The 17,524-nt window shown below is 47.2% G+C and carries 12 protein-coding genes; 4 read left to right on the top strand and 8 right to left on the bottom strand.

Going from position 1 to position 17,524, the window contains the following annotated elements; genetic code table 11:
• Positions 1 to 140 precede the first annotated feature (140 nt).
• The 4 genes from WKK33_RS02600 to WKK33_RS02585 all read right to left on the bottom strand — a co-directional run bounded on the left by WKK33_RS02600 (position 141) and on the right by WKK33_RS02585 (position 5,810).
• Positions 141 to 2,285 carry a peptidylprolyl isomerase gene (locus tag WKK33_RS02600; protein WP_337932338.1) on the bottom strand — a complete coding sequence of 715 codons (2,145 nt, stop codon included), beginning with the start codon at positions 2,283 to 2,285 and terminating at the stop codon, positions 141 to 143.
• A 160-nt stretch (positions 2,286 to 2,445) separates the two neighbouring features.
• The gene (locus tag WKK33_RS02595) at positions 2,446 to 3,672 is read right to left on the bottom strand and encodes a hemolysin family protein (RefSeq protein ID WP_215759190.1); all 1,227 of its coding nucleotides are present in this window, start codon (positions 3,670 to 3,672) and stop codon (positions 2,446 to 2,448) included.
• A gap of 139 nt (positions 3,673 to 3,811) precedes the next feature.
• Entirely contained in the window at positions 3,812 to 4,480 is a 669-nt protein-coding gene (gene lptC / locus WKK33_RS02590) for an LPS export ABC transporter periplasmic protein LptC (RefSeq protein WP_215759121.1), read from the bottom strand.
• Positions 4,481 to 4,496: 16 nt separating this feature from the next.
• A complete protein-coding gene (locus WKK33_RS02585) occupies positions 4,497 to 5,810 on the bottom strand; it encodes a hypothetical protein (RefSeq protein WP_337569012.1) in 1,314 nt (437 codons plus the stop codon).
• A 116-nt stretch (positions 5,811 to 5,926) separates the two neighbouring features.
• Here WKK33_RS02585 and WKK33_RS02580 point away from each other — a divergent pair, with 116 nt between their 5' ends.
• The 4 genes from WKK33_RS02580 to WKK33_RS02565 all read left to right on the top strand — a co-directional run bounded on the left by WKK33_RS02580 (position 5,927) and on the right by WKK33_RS02565 (position 13,011).
• Positions 5,927 to 7,159 carry a DUF4105 domain-containing protein gene (locus WKK33_RS02580; RefSeq protein ID WP_337932336.1) on the top strand — a complete coding sequence of 411 codons (1,233 nt, stop codon included), beginning with the start codon at positions 5,927 to 5,929 and terminating at the stop codon, positions 7,157 to 7,159.
• On the top strand, positions 7,156 to 8,559 hold the full coding sequence (locus tag WKK33_RS02575; RefSeq protein ID WP_337569015.1) for an alkaline phosphatase family protein: 1,404 nt from the start codon (positions 7,156 to 7,158) through the stop codon (positions 8,557 to 8,559). The genes WKK33_RS02580 and WKK33_RS02575 overlap by 4 nt, the downstream gene beginning before the upstream one ends.
• 259 nt (positions 8,560 to 8,818) lie before the next feature.
• Complete coding sequence (secA, locus tag WKK33_RS02570) at positions 8,819 to 12,220, top strand: preprotein translocase subunit SecA (protein WP_337468278.1); 3,402 nt, start codon at positions 8,819 to 8,821, stop codon at positions 12,218 to 12,220.
• A 35-nt stretch (positions 12,221 to 12,255) separates the two neighbouring features.
• Positions 12,256 to 13,011: an ABC transporter ATP-binding protein gene (locus WKK33_RS02565; RefSeq protein ID WP_337932334.1), complete on the top strand. Its 756-nt coding sequence runs from the start codon at positions 12,256 to 12,258 to the stop codon at positions 13,009 to 13,011.
• Positions 13,012 to 13,118: 107 nt separating this feature from the next.
• Here the strand turns inward: WKK33_RS02565 and WKK33_RS02560 are convergent, their stop codons facing one another.
• The 4 genes from WKK33_RS02560 to WKK33_RS02545 form a co-directional block, all read right to left on the bottom strand.
• Positions 13,119 to 13,379 carry a hypothetical protein gene (locus WKK33_RS02560; RefSeq protein WP_337932333.1) on the bottom strand — a complete coding sequence of 87 codons (261 nt, stop codon included), beginning with the start codon at positions 13,377 to 13,379 and terminating at the stop codon, positions 13,119 to 13,121.
• A gap of 807 nt (positions 13,380 to 14,186) precedes the next feature.
• Positions 14,187 to 15,395 (bottom strand): DUF2027 domain-containing protein, encoded by a 1,209-nt coding sequence (locus WKK33_RS02555; protein WP_337932332.1) that lies wholly within the window; start codon positions 15,393 to 15,395, stop codon positions 14,187 to 14,189.
• Positions 15,396 to 15,412: 17 nt separating this feature from the next.
• Positions 15,413 to 16,681, bottom strand: coding sequence for an S-adenosylmethionine:tRNA ribosyltransferase-isomerase (locus WKK33_RS02550; RefSeq protein WP_337469469.1), 1,269 nt, complete (start codon positions 16,679 to 16,681; stop codon positions 15,413 to 15,415).
• A 13-nt stretch (positions 16,682 to 16,694) separates the two neighbouring features.
• Positions 16,695 to 17,399 (bottom strand): phosphatase PAP2 family protein, encoded by a 705-nt coding sequence (locus WKK33_RS02545; protein ID WP_287768548.1) that lies wholly within the window; start codon positions 17,397 to 17,399, stop codon positions 16,695 to 16,697.
• Between the last annotated feature and the right edge of the window lie 125 nt (positions 17,400 to 17,524).

Below are 17,524 nucleotides of genomic sequence, written 5' to 3'. Positions count from 1 at the left end.
TCAAGCCTTATTTGAGGCTTGATACCCCGCCATGCCCTTTCGCTGAATAGTTACGCTACTATAAGAACTAACGATTGAACATAAAAAAAGCGCAAGGCTATTAACCTTGCGCTTGAATATTTAATGTAAGATGTCAACTATTAGAAGAAGAGATAACGATTATCCACAACCTTCGCATTGACATACAACTCGTTCATATAGTTGCCTGCATACTGCATAGCCTTCTGGCGAAGCTTCATCTCCTGCTGCTGCTCATTGTATGTAGCAGCGTTCTTAGCACGCTTCACTACCTGGAACTGGTAAACACCAGCCAAGCCCTTTACGGGATGAGAGCAGAATGCGCCTGCCTTTGTAGCAGAAACAGCACCACTCAGAGCGGGCTCGCTTGCGCCAGTAGCCTGAACGAAGACAGGAGCAGCGAAGGTAACCTGGTTAACAGTGGAGATCTGGGCACCCTTGGCCTTTGCTGCGGCGATGCTCGTAGCCCCCTTGGCCTTAGCCATCAACTGCTCGGCTTTCTTATCTCGGATAACCTCCTGCTTGACAATCTCCTTAACCTGAGCATCATCGAGACCACGATAGCCTACAGGATGAATCTTATCGAGAATGACAATCAAGAGATGGTCGCCATTGTTACCACACTCGTACATCTTAGAAACATCGTTCTCGTCAGCGTCGAAGAGCCATTTCATTGCATCGCGTGTTGAGCGAATGCCCACCAAATTGTGCTGGGTAGTTGCGATATCCTTTGCTTCCTGCACGCGATAGCCACTCTTTACGGCGTTCTTGGCAATAGCGTCTGCTGTCTGGTTAGCACTTGCGAATGAGCTGAACTTATTGAAAATAGCTCCACGGGTTTCCTTAGAATAGTCGATGGTCTTCTTTACCACAGCTGCGGTATACTTATCAACCATATTCTTTCGATCAAGTACCTGAACGATCATATTACCCTGTGTCATCTCAATGTTCTTCACTTCCTTCACACCAGAAGTGAGCAACGTGTTAAGATAGTTCTTCGTATCCTTATCCATCGTGTTAGAAGACTCGTACATGCGAGAGGTGAGCCACTGCTCCTGACCTTCCTGACCATACTTCTTAGCAATGGCTGCAAAGTCGGCACCAGCATTCAAAGCATTGACAATGGAATCGGCACGTGTGTGAGCCTCTTCTGCTGTGGTGCCACCAACCTGAATGGCGCGGAACTGGACAGAATCGGGAAGCTGCTGCTTAGCAACCAGCTTGATGACGTTCAGAGTATTGTCTTGCGCGTTAGCAACTGGACCGTAGGTCTGACCAACAGACATAGAGTCCAAACGAGCAGCAACATCCATGGGATAAGCACCCTTAGTAAGGGGAAGACCCAAATATGCTACCGACGAAGTAGACTTACGAACAACTTCTGTGGGGTCAGCTGCCTCTGCCAATGAAGCGGCATAACCTTTGAACTCCTTCATGAGCTCAGCACGGTCTGCGGCAGATGCTGTAATCTGAACGTCAACATAACGAATATCGCGAGTCTCAACAAACTGTTGGAAACGTGGCTTCAGTTCATCGTACTTAGCCTTCAAGTCACTATCAGAAACCTTAACCTGAGAATCTGAAATTTTCGAGTAAGGATAAGCAGCCAACTGGATCTGGCTTTCCTCTGTCTCATCATTGAAACTCATCTTGGCCTCAACAGGGTTCGACAAGAAGCAGTGAGCCAAAAGACCATTGTACTTCTGAATGAGAAGCTGCTGACGAAGTGACTTCTCGATGAACACCCAATACTTATAAACCGTCTGCATCTGCTCTGCCACCTGAGGATTCATGTTGGCCTGAGCGCCCTTATACTGAGCTAAGAACTGCTTGAGCTGATTTGCATCGAAACGACCCGTCTGACGGTTCACGAAAGGAGTAGAAAGAAGCATCTGGTTAGTTCCCTGATTGAGAACATCCTGCATCTCTTGGTCAGTAACAGTGAGACCCAGCTTCTTGCACTCATTTTCCACGATCTTGTACTGAATGTAGTTCTGCCACACCTGATCGCGAACCTGGTTCATTTGGTCGTCGTTGAGGTTTTCCTGACCCTGCATCTTCATGGCCTGCTGAACCTCTTCTACGAGCTTGGCGAATTCCTCATAATTGATTTTTTCACCTAACACTTCACCGATCTGCTGGCGTTGGTTGTTGCGAGTCGACTCGCAAGAACGGAAAGCCTCCTCGGCAATAAAAGCAAAAAGGCCCAAGCCGATAATAACTATCAGCGTAATGCCTCTGCTTCTGATTTTTCCTAATGCTGCCATTTGTTTTTATTGTTTTATTTTATTGTTTTTATTCTCGTAAGGTTTATGGTTGCCCTCTGCATAACAAAAAGCGTACAAATTTACTAATTATTTAGCAAACACGGCAACTTTTCACCAAGAAAATGAATGATATAGCGCTTTTAACGTGACTGTTACAGCGTCATGTGTCGATGTGTAAGCGTACGAGTTCTATTTTCGTCATAGTGTTCTTGATGATCTTGAAGTTGAATTTCCCAATCTTCACGTCTTCGTTCAACTTCGGGAAACTGCGATATTCATGCAGAATCAAACCACCCAACGTCATATACTCATCGCCCTCAGGAAGATTCACGTCGAACATTTCGTTGATCTTGTCGATCTCCAAGCGTGCCGAAAGAAGGTAATCACCATCCTCCAATTGTTTAGCCACGTAATTATCCGTATCGTGCTCATCCTGAATGTCACCGAAAATTTCCTCCACAATATCTTCCAATGAAACGATGCCGCTGGTACCACCAAACTCATCGACAACAACACCCAAACTCTTTTTCTGTTGCAAGAAGATTTTCATCAATCGCTGTGCAGGCATGGTCTCAGGCACAAATGGTAATGTGCGAACATTATCTTGCCAACGCTTCGGGTTATGGAACATCTCCGAACTATGAATGTAGCCCGTTATATGGTCAATGTCTGACTTATAAACAATAATTTTGGAATTACCGCTTTCCACAAACTTCTGCTTTAACTGTTCCAAAGTGCAGTCATCCATATCAACCGCATTGATTTCCGTTCGAGGAATCATACAGTCACGCACCTTCGTATCAGGGAAATCGAGGGCGTTTTGAAAGATCTTCACCTCATTATCAACAGCCTCGTCGTTTGGAGCGCTGTCGATGGATGATTGCACAAGATAATCGAGGTCGACCTTTGTAAAGCCTTCCCCGTCATCCTCATCGGTCACCTTGATACCAAACATACGCAACTGTAAACGCGAAAGGAATGTGGCGAACTTGCTAATAGGCCACAAAATGACGTAAAAGACAAAAGCCAAAGGAGCAAACAGAGCGAGTAACAGGTTAGGGCTGCTCTTGAAAAATGTCTTAGGCAAGAACTCGCCTGTGAACAGCACAACGATAGTGGAAAACACCGTATCAAGAATGACACGCGTAGCAGGATCGAAAGGCTTAAACAATGTGTTGTCGAAAATATCGGCAAACAGAATACCATAGATGACAAGTACTATGTTATTGCCCACCAACATCGTTGACACAAAACCATTAGGGTGACGATAAAAGAACGAGATAAGCCTTTGCGAAATGCCGTTTTTCTCCTTATCCATCTCCGCCAACATTCTGTTGCTGGAAACGAAAGCAATCTCCATGCCCGAGAAAAAGGCACTGAAGACCATCGTTACAAGGATTTCTATAATCAGTGATATATCAACTGTCTGTTCCAAAATAGTAGCGTTAGAATTATATTGTTACGATACAGCCATTTATTTATTATGATTGCCCCTTAAAAGGGATTTCTTTGTTAAGCCACGCCAATTAATTGTTGCGATATGGCAACATCTGTCCACGCTGCTTCATCAACAAAGAATCCTGCGACTTTCGAGCCGAGTCGGTAGTCGACTGCCCTGAGCCACCAACGTCTTCCCTGTCGAACGAACCCTTAGAGTTTGATACATAGTACTTAGACATCCTTTCATCAGAGCGGAAATAGGTACCCTGTAACGTGCGTTCTGGAGTGACAAGACGCGAGAAGGTATAAGAATACAATTCCTGCCTAATTTCATCCCAAAACAACTGCTCACTGGAAAAGCGCAAGCCATCCTTAGTCAGGATGCGCACACGAGAGCGAAGCTCCCAAAGCCTCTGCTGATCATAATAATATGCCGTGTCGCACTGGATATAAGCCTCTACATGGAATTTCTCATCAAACTGTTCCAAGAAGAGTCCCTTGTCGAAATACCACCGAGAGGGCTTTTTGTTCTGATTGACTTCCCAGCGTTCGGTCACAATACGATACTTAATGACACCCGAATCGGAAATCAGCGTGTTAACTCCATAACTTACCATCATAGGCACAGAATCGCGATCACTAATCGCGCCCGCCGTATGCTCCACAGGTTGATCGCACGAGGTCAGCACAAACGACACCACCCATGGCAAAGCCAAGAGGCAAAACAATTTCTGTTTAAACAGTCCTCTCATCATGATTGCAGACAAACGATTACTTCACCTTCCACTTTGCAAACCAACGCTCATTGAACGTCAGGCCGACATTAATACGGAACGTATTGTCAGTAATGTAGTTCTTAGCTGTCTGTTGAACCCATTGGCAACTAATATTAAGGATGGAACGGTTATTCCACTTGTTGACAATCGGAAAGCCAAAACCAATGCTGGCACTCATTTCTTTGGGGCCATCCTGCCCATTAATAATATAATAAGGTGTGGCATATGACACTCCAGCACGATAATGAACACGCTGCAAGAACCTCATTCCATACTCTTGAGGGCATATCTCAGCACCCAGAGTAAACTTATGACGGTCTTTATAGAAGCCGGCTTTCATCGAATAATCGTTCATAGTAGCCCCCGATGTCTCATAAAAAGGAGTCTTTACACTGCCCCACTTCTGAAGAGTATAGTCAAGGCCCACCTTGATGGCATTGTTATGGTCATACATCAAGCCGGCTCCGTAAGTTGTCGGAAGTTCGAGTTCCAAATCAGCCTGTCCAACCTTTGGGAAACGGGTTGTGTCTGCAACGCCAGTCTGTGCATTGTTAGAAATAATCTCCATAGTAGGCTTACCGCCAATCTTATGCCCCAAGCCATAAGTGAGACCCAATGTCAGTTGGTCCTTCTTTGTCAAACGGGCCGTATATTGCAATCCGAAATCAACCTTGTAGCTTCTCACATCAGCCGTGTAGTTCTTGGTCAACGAGTTGGCATAGCCATCGCTATAACTATTCACGACGGTCTTCGTGTACTCTCCGTAGATATAACTTCCATTAACACCAACCGACAAACCTCTCACGGGTTGCCATCCAACACCAAGATAAACCTGATGGATGCCGCCATTTCCACTATAGCTATTAGTAGCCACAGTGTTGTTATCGTCTCCCACCTTTTGAGTCAACGAATAAGAATAGCCCACATTCGTGAACGGAATCAATCCAAAGCTAACACCCACATGTTTGAAAGCCCTAAAGCCCGCGACAACATATTCAAAATCCGCATTTTGCGCGTTCTTCTTGTTGCCACCTTCCTTAAAGTTCGTCAACTGCCCGCTCAAACCAGCGTCAAAGATAAAAGTAAGGCTGTCTAATGCCGAATAAGAAGCCGGGTTGGAAAAGTTGATTTGGTTATGCTCATGAAAGCCGAGCCCCAATCCGTTCATTCCACGATTGAATCCTGCCGTCTGGTCGGATAATATGCCCAGTCCATACTGGCTATAGGGAGAATTTGTGCCACTTTGGGCATAAGCGCCACCACAGAACATGGCCATCACAACAGCTGCCGATATATGTTTTCTCTTCATAAAAAGTACGGATCAAGTCCTTTTTCTTTCACGTTATTTATAATTCAACTGCAAAAGTATTGAAAAAAAACGATATAAAAGCAGGTTAAGTGAAAATAATAAGGTATTTTTGCATCATGAAACGTTTCAAAGACTTTTTCATAACTATTTGTTTGGTCGTTTTAAGTTCGTTAACAACCTACGCACAAACGCAAGTCACCAACGAGTCGGCGCGACAAACAGCAGCCGACGACATCACCATTAGCCTGCTCACTTGCTCGCCAGGAAGTCAGGTTTGGAGTTTGTATGGGCACACCGCCATCCGTTTCCAAGACCCAGCCCACGACGTGGACTTGGCTATCAATTACGGCATGTTCAACTTCAACCAAAAGAATTTTATCGCTCGGTTTGTATTCGGGATTACCGACTACGAAATGGGCATCGAACCTTTTGCGTTTTTCCTGCAGGAATATGCACGTAATGGGCGTGGCGTAATTGGCCAACGCCTCAATCTAACAACAAAGGAAAAAGAAGCTATTGCCGATGCACTAAACAACAACTACAAGCCGGCAAACCGCGTTTACAGATACAATTATTTTTACGACAACTGCACCACCCGAGCACGCGACATTCTTGTCAACAACATAGACGGGCGTGTGACATATGACACCAACAACGCAGTATCCCCGTCCTATCGTCAGATGACACATCAATGGACGGGAAAACACCGATGGTCGCAAATGGGCAACGACCTGCTTTTAGGTGTTAAGGCAGACGCGCACACTACTCGCACGCAACAGCAATTTCTACCCGACACGCTTCGCAAAGACTTCGACCACGCCGTGATAGTAGCCCCCAATGGCACACACCGCCTATTGGTCGACTCCACCTACACTGTGCTGCAGCCTTACCCCTCCTATACAGATACGAGCAACGACATATGGGACGACATCAGTCCAATCATGATTTTCAGCACAATAGCACTGCTGATATTCGTGTTGGCATTGCTGGAACTCAAACGAAAAAAGCCATTTTGGTTTATCGACGCCACACTATTGACAACCGACGGATTGGCAGGTTTGATCTTGTTCGCCATGGTTTTTTCGCAACACCCTACAGTAAATCTCAACTTACAGATATTGCTCCTGAACCCATTGTCTATCATATTCGCCTATTCCATTATACGTCAGCAGATTAAAGGACTATGCCACTGGTATTGGATAGTACTTTTAGCATGCTTGATTTTGTTCCTTTTAGGCAATATTTTTCAGGATTATGCAGAGGGCATGAACATTTTGGCATTAACTTTGATGGTAAGATGTATTATCAATATAAAAACATTACGCACAAAAGGCAAGCAACCCGCATGAGATACATAGCATTTTTACTCGCAGCACTCACCACAGCCGAGATGCAAGCTTTCCAGCTTGCACCGCGATTGGTCGTGAATGTCACCATTGACCAGTTGCGCACTGATTATATGGAAGCCTTCGCCCCACTCTATTCGCAAGGCGGCTTCCGCCGAATGCTCAACGAGGGACTTGTCTACGACGGAGCCAGCTATCCATTTTCTCCCGTCGACAAAGCGTCTGCAACCGCATCGTTATCCACAGGCACTTTCCCGTTTTATAATGGCATTATCAGCAGCCGATGGCTCGACCGTGAGACCCTGCACCCCGTGTTTTGCGTTGACGATTCAAGATATTTCACTTCGGCCGACCGACTCAAGACATCAACCATTGGCGACGAGTTAAAAGTCAATTCCAATGGCGCTGCAATCGTATATTCGTTTGCGGCCGATCGCGAATCTGCCATTTTGTCAGGCGGACATGCAGCCAACGGTGCTTTTTGGATGGACAAAAATGGCGAATGGCAAGGGTCTTCGTATTACAGCAACACTTTGCCAGAATGGGTTAGGGCACATAACCGCTTGCACCCAAAACACCCCACCAACACCAGTTTTACTAACAACGACGTCATTGACGCATCCCTGAACGCCATCACACAGACTGCCATGGGAAGGGACGACGTATCTGACATGCTGTTTGTCAATCTCTCTGCCACAAAGGCCGACAAGACCCCTGTGACACATTGGCAGACAGAGATGGAGAGCGTCTATATGCAACTCGACAAGTCATTAGAACGACTTATAAGCGGTGTCGAGAAACAGATAAGTCTTGACAGGGTGCTCTTTGTTGTCACCTCTACAGGTTACACCGACGAGACGGCCACCAATGTAACCCAATATCGCATTCCAACAGGCACGTTCTACATAAACCGCACTGCCTCGCTGCTCAATATGTACCTAAGTGCCATCTATGGCCAAGGCCGATACGTGGAGCAGTGTTACGGCAACCAGATGTACCTGAACCATAAGCTCATCGAGCAAAAGCGCGTGGGCATGTCGGAAATGTTAACCCGCAGCCAAGAGTTTCTTATGCAAAACGCAGGCGTAGCGGACGTCTACACCAGCGAGAGATTGTTGGCGGGCAACAACGACATCATTAAGATCCGCAATGGCTTCAACGCAACTCTCAGTGGCGATATCATTATCGATGTAGCCCCTGGATGGAAATTGCTCAACGAAGACACTCAAGAAACATTCACGAGCCGCGCAGGCTTTGTGCCATTCCCCATCATCTTCATGGGTTCAGAGGTTGCTCCCCAGCGCGTACCAACAGCTGTCACTACCGATCGCATTGCCCCAACGGTAGCCAAGGCCATCCGCATACGAGCTCCGAACGCATGCACATCGGCACCTTTGTTTTGACCATTTCCTCGTTAAAACATCAAGTGCCATTCTTCACAATTTTGCCCAACCTTGCGAATCGACAACCATCGAGTCGCAAGGTTGACATCTTCCGAATTACCACAAAGCGTCCAACTAAATACGAACGGGAGCTATTGTTAATGGGAAGATTGTCAATAATTAGGGCACAAACTACAATTAAACCCGCTATTTAGTGTATATTACGGAATATAATTCGTAATTTTGCACATGAGAAAGAAAACAAAAAAAACAATACATAATGAATTTCAACAAGATTTTAAAGTCATTGTTTGGCGACAAGTCAACACGAGACATGAAGCTCATCCAACCCTTGGTGGAAAAGGTGAAGTCTGTCTATCCCGACATCCAGAAGCTGAGCAACGACGAACTGCGTGCCAAGTCTAAAGAGATCCAAGCCTACGTACAAGGCGCCGGAAAGCCCTACCGCGAAAAGATTGCGGAACTGAAGGCAAAGATCGAAGACACTCCCATCGATGAGCGCGAGCCCATCTTCGACGAGATCGACAAACAAGACAAGGAGATGCTTGACGCTCTCGAGAAGGCTCTTAACGAAGTAATGCCTGTGGCATACAGCATCGTGAAGGACACGGCTCGCCGTTTCAAGGAGAACGCCGACACCATCGTTACCGCCACCGACTTCGACCGCGAGTTGGCCGCCAACCCAGCCAACGACTTTGTCACCATCGATGGCGACAAGGCCATCTACCATAACGAGTGGACAGCTGGCGGCAACAAGATCAAATGGGACATGGTCCACTACGATGTACAAATATTCGGTGGCATTGCCTTGCACCAAGGCAAGATTGCCGAGATGGCCACAGGTGAAGGTAAGACCCTCGTCGCCACGTTGCCCGTGTTCCTCAACGCCCTCACAGGAAACGGTGTTCACATGGTGACGGTCAACGACTACCTCGCCAAGCGTGACTCCGAGTGGATGGGCCCTCTCTACGAGTTCCATGGACTCTCAGTCGACTGCATCGACAAGCATCAGCCCAACTCGCCTGAGCGCCGCAAGGCCTATCAGGCCGATATTACATTCGGTACCAACAATGAGTTTGGTTTCGACTACCTGCGCGACAACATGGCACTCTCACCCAACGATCTTGTGCAGCGCCGTCACAACTTCGCCATCGTCGACGAGGTCGACTCTGTGTTGATCGATGACGCCCGTACTCCGCTTATCATCTCTGGCCCTATCCCCAAGGGCGACGACCAGATGTACGAGGAGTATCAACCATTGGTAGAAAAGCTCTATGAGGTACAGCGCAAACAGGCAACCGAGTTGTTGGCAGAAGCTCGCCAAAAAATTACTGAAGGCCGCAAGGAGCAAGATAAGAACAAATCGCAGCAATTGTTGGAGGAAGGTTTCCTTAGCCTCTTCCGCTCTTACAAGGCTCTGCCTAAGAACAAGGCCCTCATTAAATACCTCTCAGAGGACGGCATCAAGACGGGATTGCAAAAGACCGAAGAGACCTACATGGAGAACAACAACCGCCTGATGCCCAAGGCTGTGGCTCCCCTTTACTTTGTTGTCGATGAAAAGCTCAACTCAGCCGACCTTACCGACAAAGGTACAGAATGGCTGGCCAAGCAGGTCAACGACAAGGACCTCTTCGTGCTTCCCGACATTGCCTCACAACTCTCAGCATTGGAGGCCGAGACCTCTCTGAGCGACCAGGAACGCCTCGACAAAAAGGACGATCTGCTCAACCACTACGCTGTGCAAAGCGATCGCGTACACACGCTGCAACAGTTGCTCAAGGCTTACACCATGTTCAACAAGGACGATGAGTATGTCGTTATGGATGGACAGGTGAAAATCGTTGATGAGCAGACAGGCCGTATCATGGAAGGCCGTCGATGGAGCGAAGGCTTACACCAAGCCGTTGAGGCCAAGGAGCACGTCAAGGTTGAAGCTGCCACACAGACATTTGCCACCATCACTCTGCAAAACTATTTCCGCATGTACCACAAGCTGGCTGGTATGACTGGTACAGCAAGCACAGAGGCTGGCGAGTTTTGGGATATCTACAAGCTCGACGTGGTTGAAATTCCCACCAACCGTCCTATCGCACGTAACGACATGGACGATCGCGTTTACAAGACAAACCGCGAGAAATACCGCGCCGTCATCGAAGAGATTGAGGAAATGCGCAACTCTGGCCGCCCCTGCTTGGTAGGTACCACCTCCGTGGAAATTTCCGAGCTTCTGTCGAAGATGCTTCGCATGCGCAACATCCCCCATCAGGTGCTTAACGCCAAACTCCACCAGAAGGAGGCACAGATCGTTGCTGAGGCTGGTCGCAGCACCAAAGGCATGGTAACCATTACCGACGAAGACGGCAACAAGCATCAGGAGGAGCGTATGCTTGGCGCTGTAACCATCGCAACCAACATGGCCGGTCGTGGTACCGACATCAAGTTGTCTGACGAGGTGAAGGCTGCAGGTGGCTTGGCTATCATCGGCACCACTCGTCATGAGAGCCGTCGCGTCGACCGTCAGTTGCGTGGACGTGCTGGACGTCAGGGCGACCCTGGTTCTTCTGTGTTCTACGTTTCACTCGAGGACGACCTCATGCGTAAGTTCGGTTCTGAGCGCATCGCCAAAGTAATGGACCGCTTGGGATTCGAGGACGGCGAGCGTATCGAGAGCTCTATGATCTCAAAGAGCATTGAGCGCGCCCAGAAGAAAGTCGAGGAGAACAACTTCGGCATCCGTAAACACCTCCTTGAGTACGACGACGTGATGAACAAGCAGCGTACTGTTATCTATGAGAAGCGTCGCCACGCACTCATGGGCGAACGCATCGGCATGGACATCGCCAATGTCATTTGGGATCGTGTGGTGAGCATCATCGAGAAGAACGACTACGAGGGTACGAAGGAAGGCTTCCTGAAAGTGTTGTCAATGGAGGTGCCTTTCACCGAAGAGGAGTTCGACAATGCCAACAAGGCCGATTTGGAGGAGCGCGCATTCCAGGAAGCCATGGCTGCCTTCAAGCGCAAGACCGATCGCATCCAAAGCGATGCTTACCCTGTTATCCAACAGGTATACGAGAATCAAGGTCAGATGTACGAGTTCATCCTCGTCCCCATCACCGATGGTCGTCAGGTCGTGCAGTTGCGCGTTAACCTGAAGGAGGCCTACGAAACCGAAGGTAAGAACATTGTCAAGGAGTTTGAGAAGTTTGTTATGCTCCACATCATCGATGATGATTGGAAAGAGAACCTCCGCAAGCTCGACGAATTGCGCCACAGTGTGCAAAACGCCTCATACGAGCAGAAGGATCCGTTGCTGATCTTCAAACTGGAGAGCGCTAAGATCTGGGATGAGATGATCGACGAGATGAACGACCGTATCGCCAGTTTCCTCATGCGCGGCCAAATCCCCATGATGCAGCAGGAAGAGGTGCGCGAGGCACAGCCCGAGCAACACGCACAACGCTATCAAGAGCAGAAGACCGACCTCGACGAGGTGGAACAGGCTCAGCGTCAGGCTGCAAGCCAAGACACGCGTGAGCCGGCACAGCAGGTTCACCACCAGCCCATCGTTCGTGACAAGATGCCTCGCCCCAACGATCCATGCCCTTGTGGTAGCGGAAAGAAGTTCAAGAACTGCCACGGCAGAGGACTGAGATAAAGCGTATTAACGGCAAACCACAAATCCATAACATCATGAAAATAGACATCCAATCATTAAAGAAAGTCTTTGGTGACAAGACTGCTGTAGACATTCAACAGTTTCAAATTAACCATGGTGACATACTTGGACTAGTGGGAAACAATGGCGCAGGAAAAACAACACTGTTCCGCCTCATGCTCGATTTACTGAAAGCAGAGGAGGGACGAGTGTTGTTCACGCCATCTGCTTCGATTGCCGACAACGACGAAACCACTGTCATCGACCCAGCCTCTTCCGAAAACTGGAAGCCGCTAACAGGAGCTTATATCGACGACAGCTTCCTTATCGATTTTCTTACCCCTGAGGAGTATATCGACTTCATAGCCAAGGCCAATGGGGCTAAACGTATCGATTGGAAACACATCGACGACCCAGAAAGTCCGATGGCTCCTTTCCTTGCATTCACACATGGAGAGATATTCGGACAGAAAAAGCTCATACGCGATTTCAGTGCTGGCAACAAGCAAAAGGTTGGCATCATTGCCGCCATGTTTACGAAACCGGAGTTGCTGATCCTCGACGAACCATTCAACTTTCTCGATCCATCAGGACAGAATATCTTGAAGAAACTGCTCTTGAGCTACCATGCATCATCCCAGGCCACTATCCTGATAAGTAGCCACAACCTGCAGCATACCGTGGAAATAAGTTCACGCGTAGCGCTTATGGAAACGGGCCGCATCATTGAGGATATCAATAACAGGGACGGAAACGCAGGAAAAGCATTGGAAGAATACTTTATGGTTTAATACACAATAAAGTTATATAAGCAAAGGCTTACGCTTTTATCACAAATGTGATTGTGCGTAAGCCTTTGTTTGTTTTATGCCAAATACTTTGTTACAGCAGCTAACTATCAGCGAAACAAATCGTACAACTCTGCCGACATTTCCCAATATGCCTCGTCCTTACACGATGCAAAGTTAGAAACCGCAAGCTTCACACCCTCACGCAACGAGCGAAGATTCTCCATTCCTATATGTTTATTCGCCTCGGCAGAAACGACAAAATGGACCAACGCTTCCAGCATCTCGTAGGCGACTTCATAGCTACCGGCCTGGAAAGCCATATTGGCAATTCGAAGATTCTCACATTGAACAGCATATACATTTTCCATACATCATCAAACTTGTTTTATTTGAACACAAATATAGATAAAAAATCTGTGACCACCCAACTTCACTAAAAAAATCCCAGTTGAGACCAATAATAATATCACAACTGCCACAGATATGAGAATTCTTCTTGATGACCATAGGTAAAAGAACTAACAATCTACATTGAAAACTACACTGTTTTTCAGAACAAGCGTGTCTTTAGTTTCAAATATGCGATTCTCAGCAGACATTCATAAGTAATTATACTTCAAGCACTTACGGTCAAAAGGGCAAAATCAGCATCCAAAAATCTTCAATTAACATTGCGAAAGATGCCTTTTCGCAATGCGAAACATGCCCAATCGAGTCTCAAAAGATGCCCGATCGAGTCTCGAGGAGGTGTCTTTCGCAACTCCATACATGCTAAACGCCAAAATGATTGCTCAACTTACGTCACCCGATTCCTCAAAAGTCGTCTTATCCTTCTCTAGTTGCCGCAACAACCACGACAAACTTTTCAACAAAAAAACAAGACAACACACTATTCCAGGAATTGTTGCATCAAGAACGCTATAAATGCTTCAGCAAATACAACTCATAATAGTCTACATACAAAGAGACTATAAAAAAGGCTTGATGCCCCATCGTCTATGACAAGCTGACGGGCTATGCAAATTTACAACAAGTGCTCTTGCCATTCAATAAACATTTCCTTACAGGGGTTTTATTTCTTAAGACATTGTTGATTGAACGGACAAGAGCACTTAGCTATACCTATGACAGTCGGCTGTTATTTGGCAAACAAACAGTGCCGATTATGTCTTAGATTAACGTATGGTTACCTGCGTAGCTCCATAGCCATACTCCTGAAACGAAGCGTCCTGATAGGTATACGTCTTGTATTTATAGGTTAATTCATGAATGAGAGCACGACGAAGTACACCTTCACCCTTGCCATGTATAAAGACTATCTTCTGTCCCTTGGAACCGGCATAGTCAGCCAACGTATCGCGGAACACCTTCAACTGGTAGTCGAGAATATCCTTGGGCGACAGACCAGCGGTGGTATCAAGCAATTCCTCAGCATGAAGGTCCACAACAATAATATCATCGTGATGGGGAAAAGACGAATGCTTGCGTTTGCCCTTGCTTTGGTCATCACCATAACGACGCACCAACTGCTCGCGCTGCTTCTGGGTAGGCGCCTTAGCCTCGTCGTCCTTGCCGTTCCGATACATCTCACGCTTCAACTGCTTGGGGTCGACCACCAAAGAACGAGCAGGTTGATCGTTGGCAATGAGGGTGAAAAGCAGACAAGGCGAGTCGAAGAACTGGCTATCTTGGAAAGTGTGTACCTTGTAGAATTTCACGGGATCTACACGCAGCTGCACATCGACGGCTGGTTTCATGATATATGCCTTTTCATGCTTATACGAAAGAACTTGAACAGCCAAACGGTCGAGTCGGTTAATTTCGTCCCTGCCAATCTCATCCAAGAAGAGTTTAGTGTTAGGCTCTATCTCACCCTGATATTTCAGGTTCCAACTGTTTCCTTCAGCCGAAGCAACGGCGCACTGCATGAAGTAGTTGCTGTCGTTAACAAAATACACCTCAAAACGCGGATTGGTAATCTGCTTGACATCTAACGGCACAAAAGCCAAGAAAGCAGACAATTGGTTGCCACCCTTACGCTCTTCCGCGGGACGACGGAAAGTTATCTCCTTCGTATCGTCGAGCTCATCGGGAACCTCCATGTCGATCTCCTCGTCCTGACCATCGCGAAGCATAGAGGTAATGGAACGATGGCCCTTGCTAAGAGGAGTCTCGCTGGCGCGCTGCGCATCGTTCTCTGCCTTGCGGTTTATGGCTCGCGCCATGCTATAGTCGTCTTGTTGCACCACAACGACCTCATTAATAGGTGTAGGGATTTGGAATCCGTCCTCATCCTCCACCAAAACGATGTTCTTTCCTTGAAAGCCAGCTACTTTGCCGCCTCCCATTTCGCTCAGAAATCTTACTTTATCTCCTATTTTCATAATCGTCAAAATGTGTGTTAAGGTATCAACAAACTAGAGTCTCCATAGCTGAGGAAGCGGAAGTCGTGGCTAAGCGCATAGTCGTAAACCTTGCGCCAATCACCCTTTAGGAAAGCGCTCACCAACAGCAACAATGTGCTTTGGGGTTGATGGAAATTGGTGACAAGCATCTTAACAATCTTGTATACATAGCCAGGAGCTATGATAATCTGCGTACTCGAGTGCAAAGCCTCAAGCCCATCTCGATTCAGATAATCGAGAAGGTTACGAACAGACTGCTCCACACTGACAGGCTCACCATCGACTAATACCAATCCTTCCTCATTATGCGGAAGATCGTAAGGCTCCCATTGGTTCACATGAAGGTCTTCCTCTGTGCACTGTGGATTCATCGCCAACTTCACACCCATATAATACAGGCTCTCCAAGGTGCGTACACTGGTTGTGCCAACAGCAATGACGCTGCAGTCGTGTTGTAAAAGTCGTTCAAAGGTATGGCGATGCACCACAATGTATTCGGTGTGCATGTGGTGATCCTCGATCTCAACACTCTTGACCGGCTTGAATGTCCCTGCACCAACATGGAGCGTAACTTCATCGCGCACAACTCCCTTCTGGTCTAAGTCGTGAAGCACAGCGTCGGTGAAATGAAGGCCTGCCGTAGGCGCGGCCACACTGCCCTTAATCTTCGAGTACACCGTTTGATACGTGGTTTTATCGCTTTCTTGCGTGGCGCGATTAAGATATGGAGGAATGGGCAACTCACCCACAGCTTCCAGAATCTCGGCAAAGTTAACCTCTGGGTTATCCCACTCAAAGTCGACCCAATAGTTGGTTCCTCCACTCTTCTCCATCGTCTTGTTGCGATCCATTGTGGCAGAAAGTGTCAGTGCCTTTCCCTTGATCTCAAAGTCGCGCATCAATGGTCCTTCCTTCCACTTTTTCAAGTTACCCACCATGCAAAGCCAACTGCACTTACCAGTAGTTTGGAACATCTGCTCGTAATCGGCAGGTAACGCCGGTTCCATAAGAAACACCTCAATCAACGCACCCGTTTCCTTGCGGAAATGCAAACGGGCCTGAATGACGCGAGTATTATTGAAAACCATAAGCGCACCTTTCGGCAAATGGTTTGGTAGGTTAAGAAACACATCGTCGGACACCTCGCCATGCTGATAAATCAGCAACTTGCTGTGGTCGCGTTGTTGCAAAGGGAACTTGGCGATGCGCTCATCGGAAAGTTCGTAGTTAAAGTCACTAATATGAATATGTTTCGTATCTGTCATATTGGATATATGATTAAAATAAATGCATGGTATAAAGAGACAAAATCATCAGCATAGCCACAGTGAGAACCATGACGGCAATGACCATGTCGATATCGTTTTTGCTATACCCCGTGCGTGTATATTGTGTAGAAATGTAATTCAACTTGGGGCTTATCCTCAAATAGACTTTATAGAAAAGCAGATAGGCCAAGCAACCCGACACAGCACCCCACAGGAAACCGCATAGCACGTCGCCTGGATAATGAAGGCCCAGGTAAAGACGGGTCCATCCGTTCAAAAGCGACCACAACAACATGGCAGCCGTAAAGGTTCTGTTACGAACCAAAAGGGTAAAGAAAACCGCTATCGACATGGTGTTGGCGGCATGGGCCGAGAAAAAACTGAAGCCCGAAACCCTATAATTTCCTGCAATATCGACAGCATACTTGAGCAAGGGATCGTTGCAGGGACGGGGGCGACCAACGAGGGGTTTCACCAATCCATCGGCCACACCATCAGCGAAAAGGATGCACAATGCAGCGCATCCCACAACCAACATAATCTGTGACATAGTCTCATTGTTCTTCATAACAAGCACAAAGAGGGCTACATACAACGGTATCCATGTGATACCTGTAGTCAACAACACAACGAAGTTGTCGAGAAACAACGATTCACTTCCGTTAAACCACGTCAGCAATTCTTGATCAAGGGCTATAAGACTGTCTATTGTCATTGCCATTCAAAGAGTTTGGTTGCTGTTTGTCAATACCTCGCCATTCATTCAGGCAAGAGAGGAACGTGATAGATCCTCAACGACGCCAGCATATTTTGATTCTTTACGATAATACAGTTAGGTTA

It is taken from the genome of Hallella sp. (assembly GCF_037460745.1).
Classification (GTDB): Bacteria; Bacteroidota; Bacteroidia; order Bacteroidales; family Bacteroidaceae; genus Prevotella; species Prevotella faecis.
This window is presented reverse-complemented; position numbering and strand designations above follow the sequence as displayed.

What these genes read in the sequence shown, in the direction of transcription:
- WKK33_RS02565 (WP_337932334.1), top strand. Translation starts at nt 12,256, where the DNA reads ATGAAAATAGACATCCAATCATTAAAGAAAGTCTTTGGTGACAAGACT.
- WKK33_RS02555 (WP_337932332.1), bottom strand. Translation starts at nt 15,395, where the DNA reads ATGAAAATAGGAGATAAAGTAAGATTTCTGAGCGAAATGGGAGGCGGC.
- WKK33_RS02585 (WP_337569012.1), bottom strand. Translation starts at nt 5,810, where the DNA reads ATGAAGAGAAAACATATATCGGCAGCTGTTGTGATGGCCATGTTCTGT.
- WKK33_RS02595 (WP_215759190.1), bottom strand. Translation starts at nt 3,672, where the DNA reads ATGGTCTTCAGTGCCTTTTTCTCGGGCATGGAGATTGCTTTCGTTTCC.
- WKK33_RS02600 (WP_337932338.1), bottom strand. Translation starts at nt 2,285, where the DNA reads ATGGCAGCATTAGGAAAAATCAGAAGCAGAGGCATTACGCTGATAGTT.
- WKK33_RS02580 (WP_337932336.1), top strand. Translation starts at nt 5,927, where the DNA reads ATGAAACGTTTCAAAGACTTTTTCATAACTATTTGTTTGGTCGTTTTA.
- WKK33_RS02545 (WP_287768548.1), bottom strand. Translation starts at nt 17,399, where the DNA reads ATGACAATAGACAGTCTTATAGCCCTTGATCAAGAATTGCTGACGTGG.
- WKK33_RS02560 (WP_337932333.1), bottom strand. Translation starts at nt 13,379, where the DNA reads ATGGAAAATGTATATGCTGTTCAATGTGAGAATCTTCGAATTGCCAAT.
- WKK33_RS02550 (WP_337469469.1), bottom strand. Translation starts at nt 16,681, where the DNA reads ATGACAGATACGAAACATATTCATATTAGTGACTTTAACTACGAACTT.
- WKK33_RS02575 (WP_337569015.1), top strand. Translation starts at nt 7,156, where the DNA reads ATGAGATACATAGCATTTTTACTCGCAGCACTCACCACAGCCGAGATG.
- lptC (WP_215759121.1), bottom strand. Translation starts at nt 4,480, where the DNA reads ATGATGAGAGGACTGTTTAAACAGAAATTGTTTTGCCTCTTGGCTTTG.
- secA (WP_337468278.1), top strand. Translation starts at nt 8,819, where the DNA reads ATGAATTTCAACAAGATTTTAAAGTCATTGTTTGGCGACAAGTCAACA.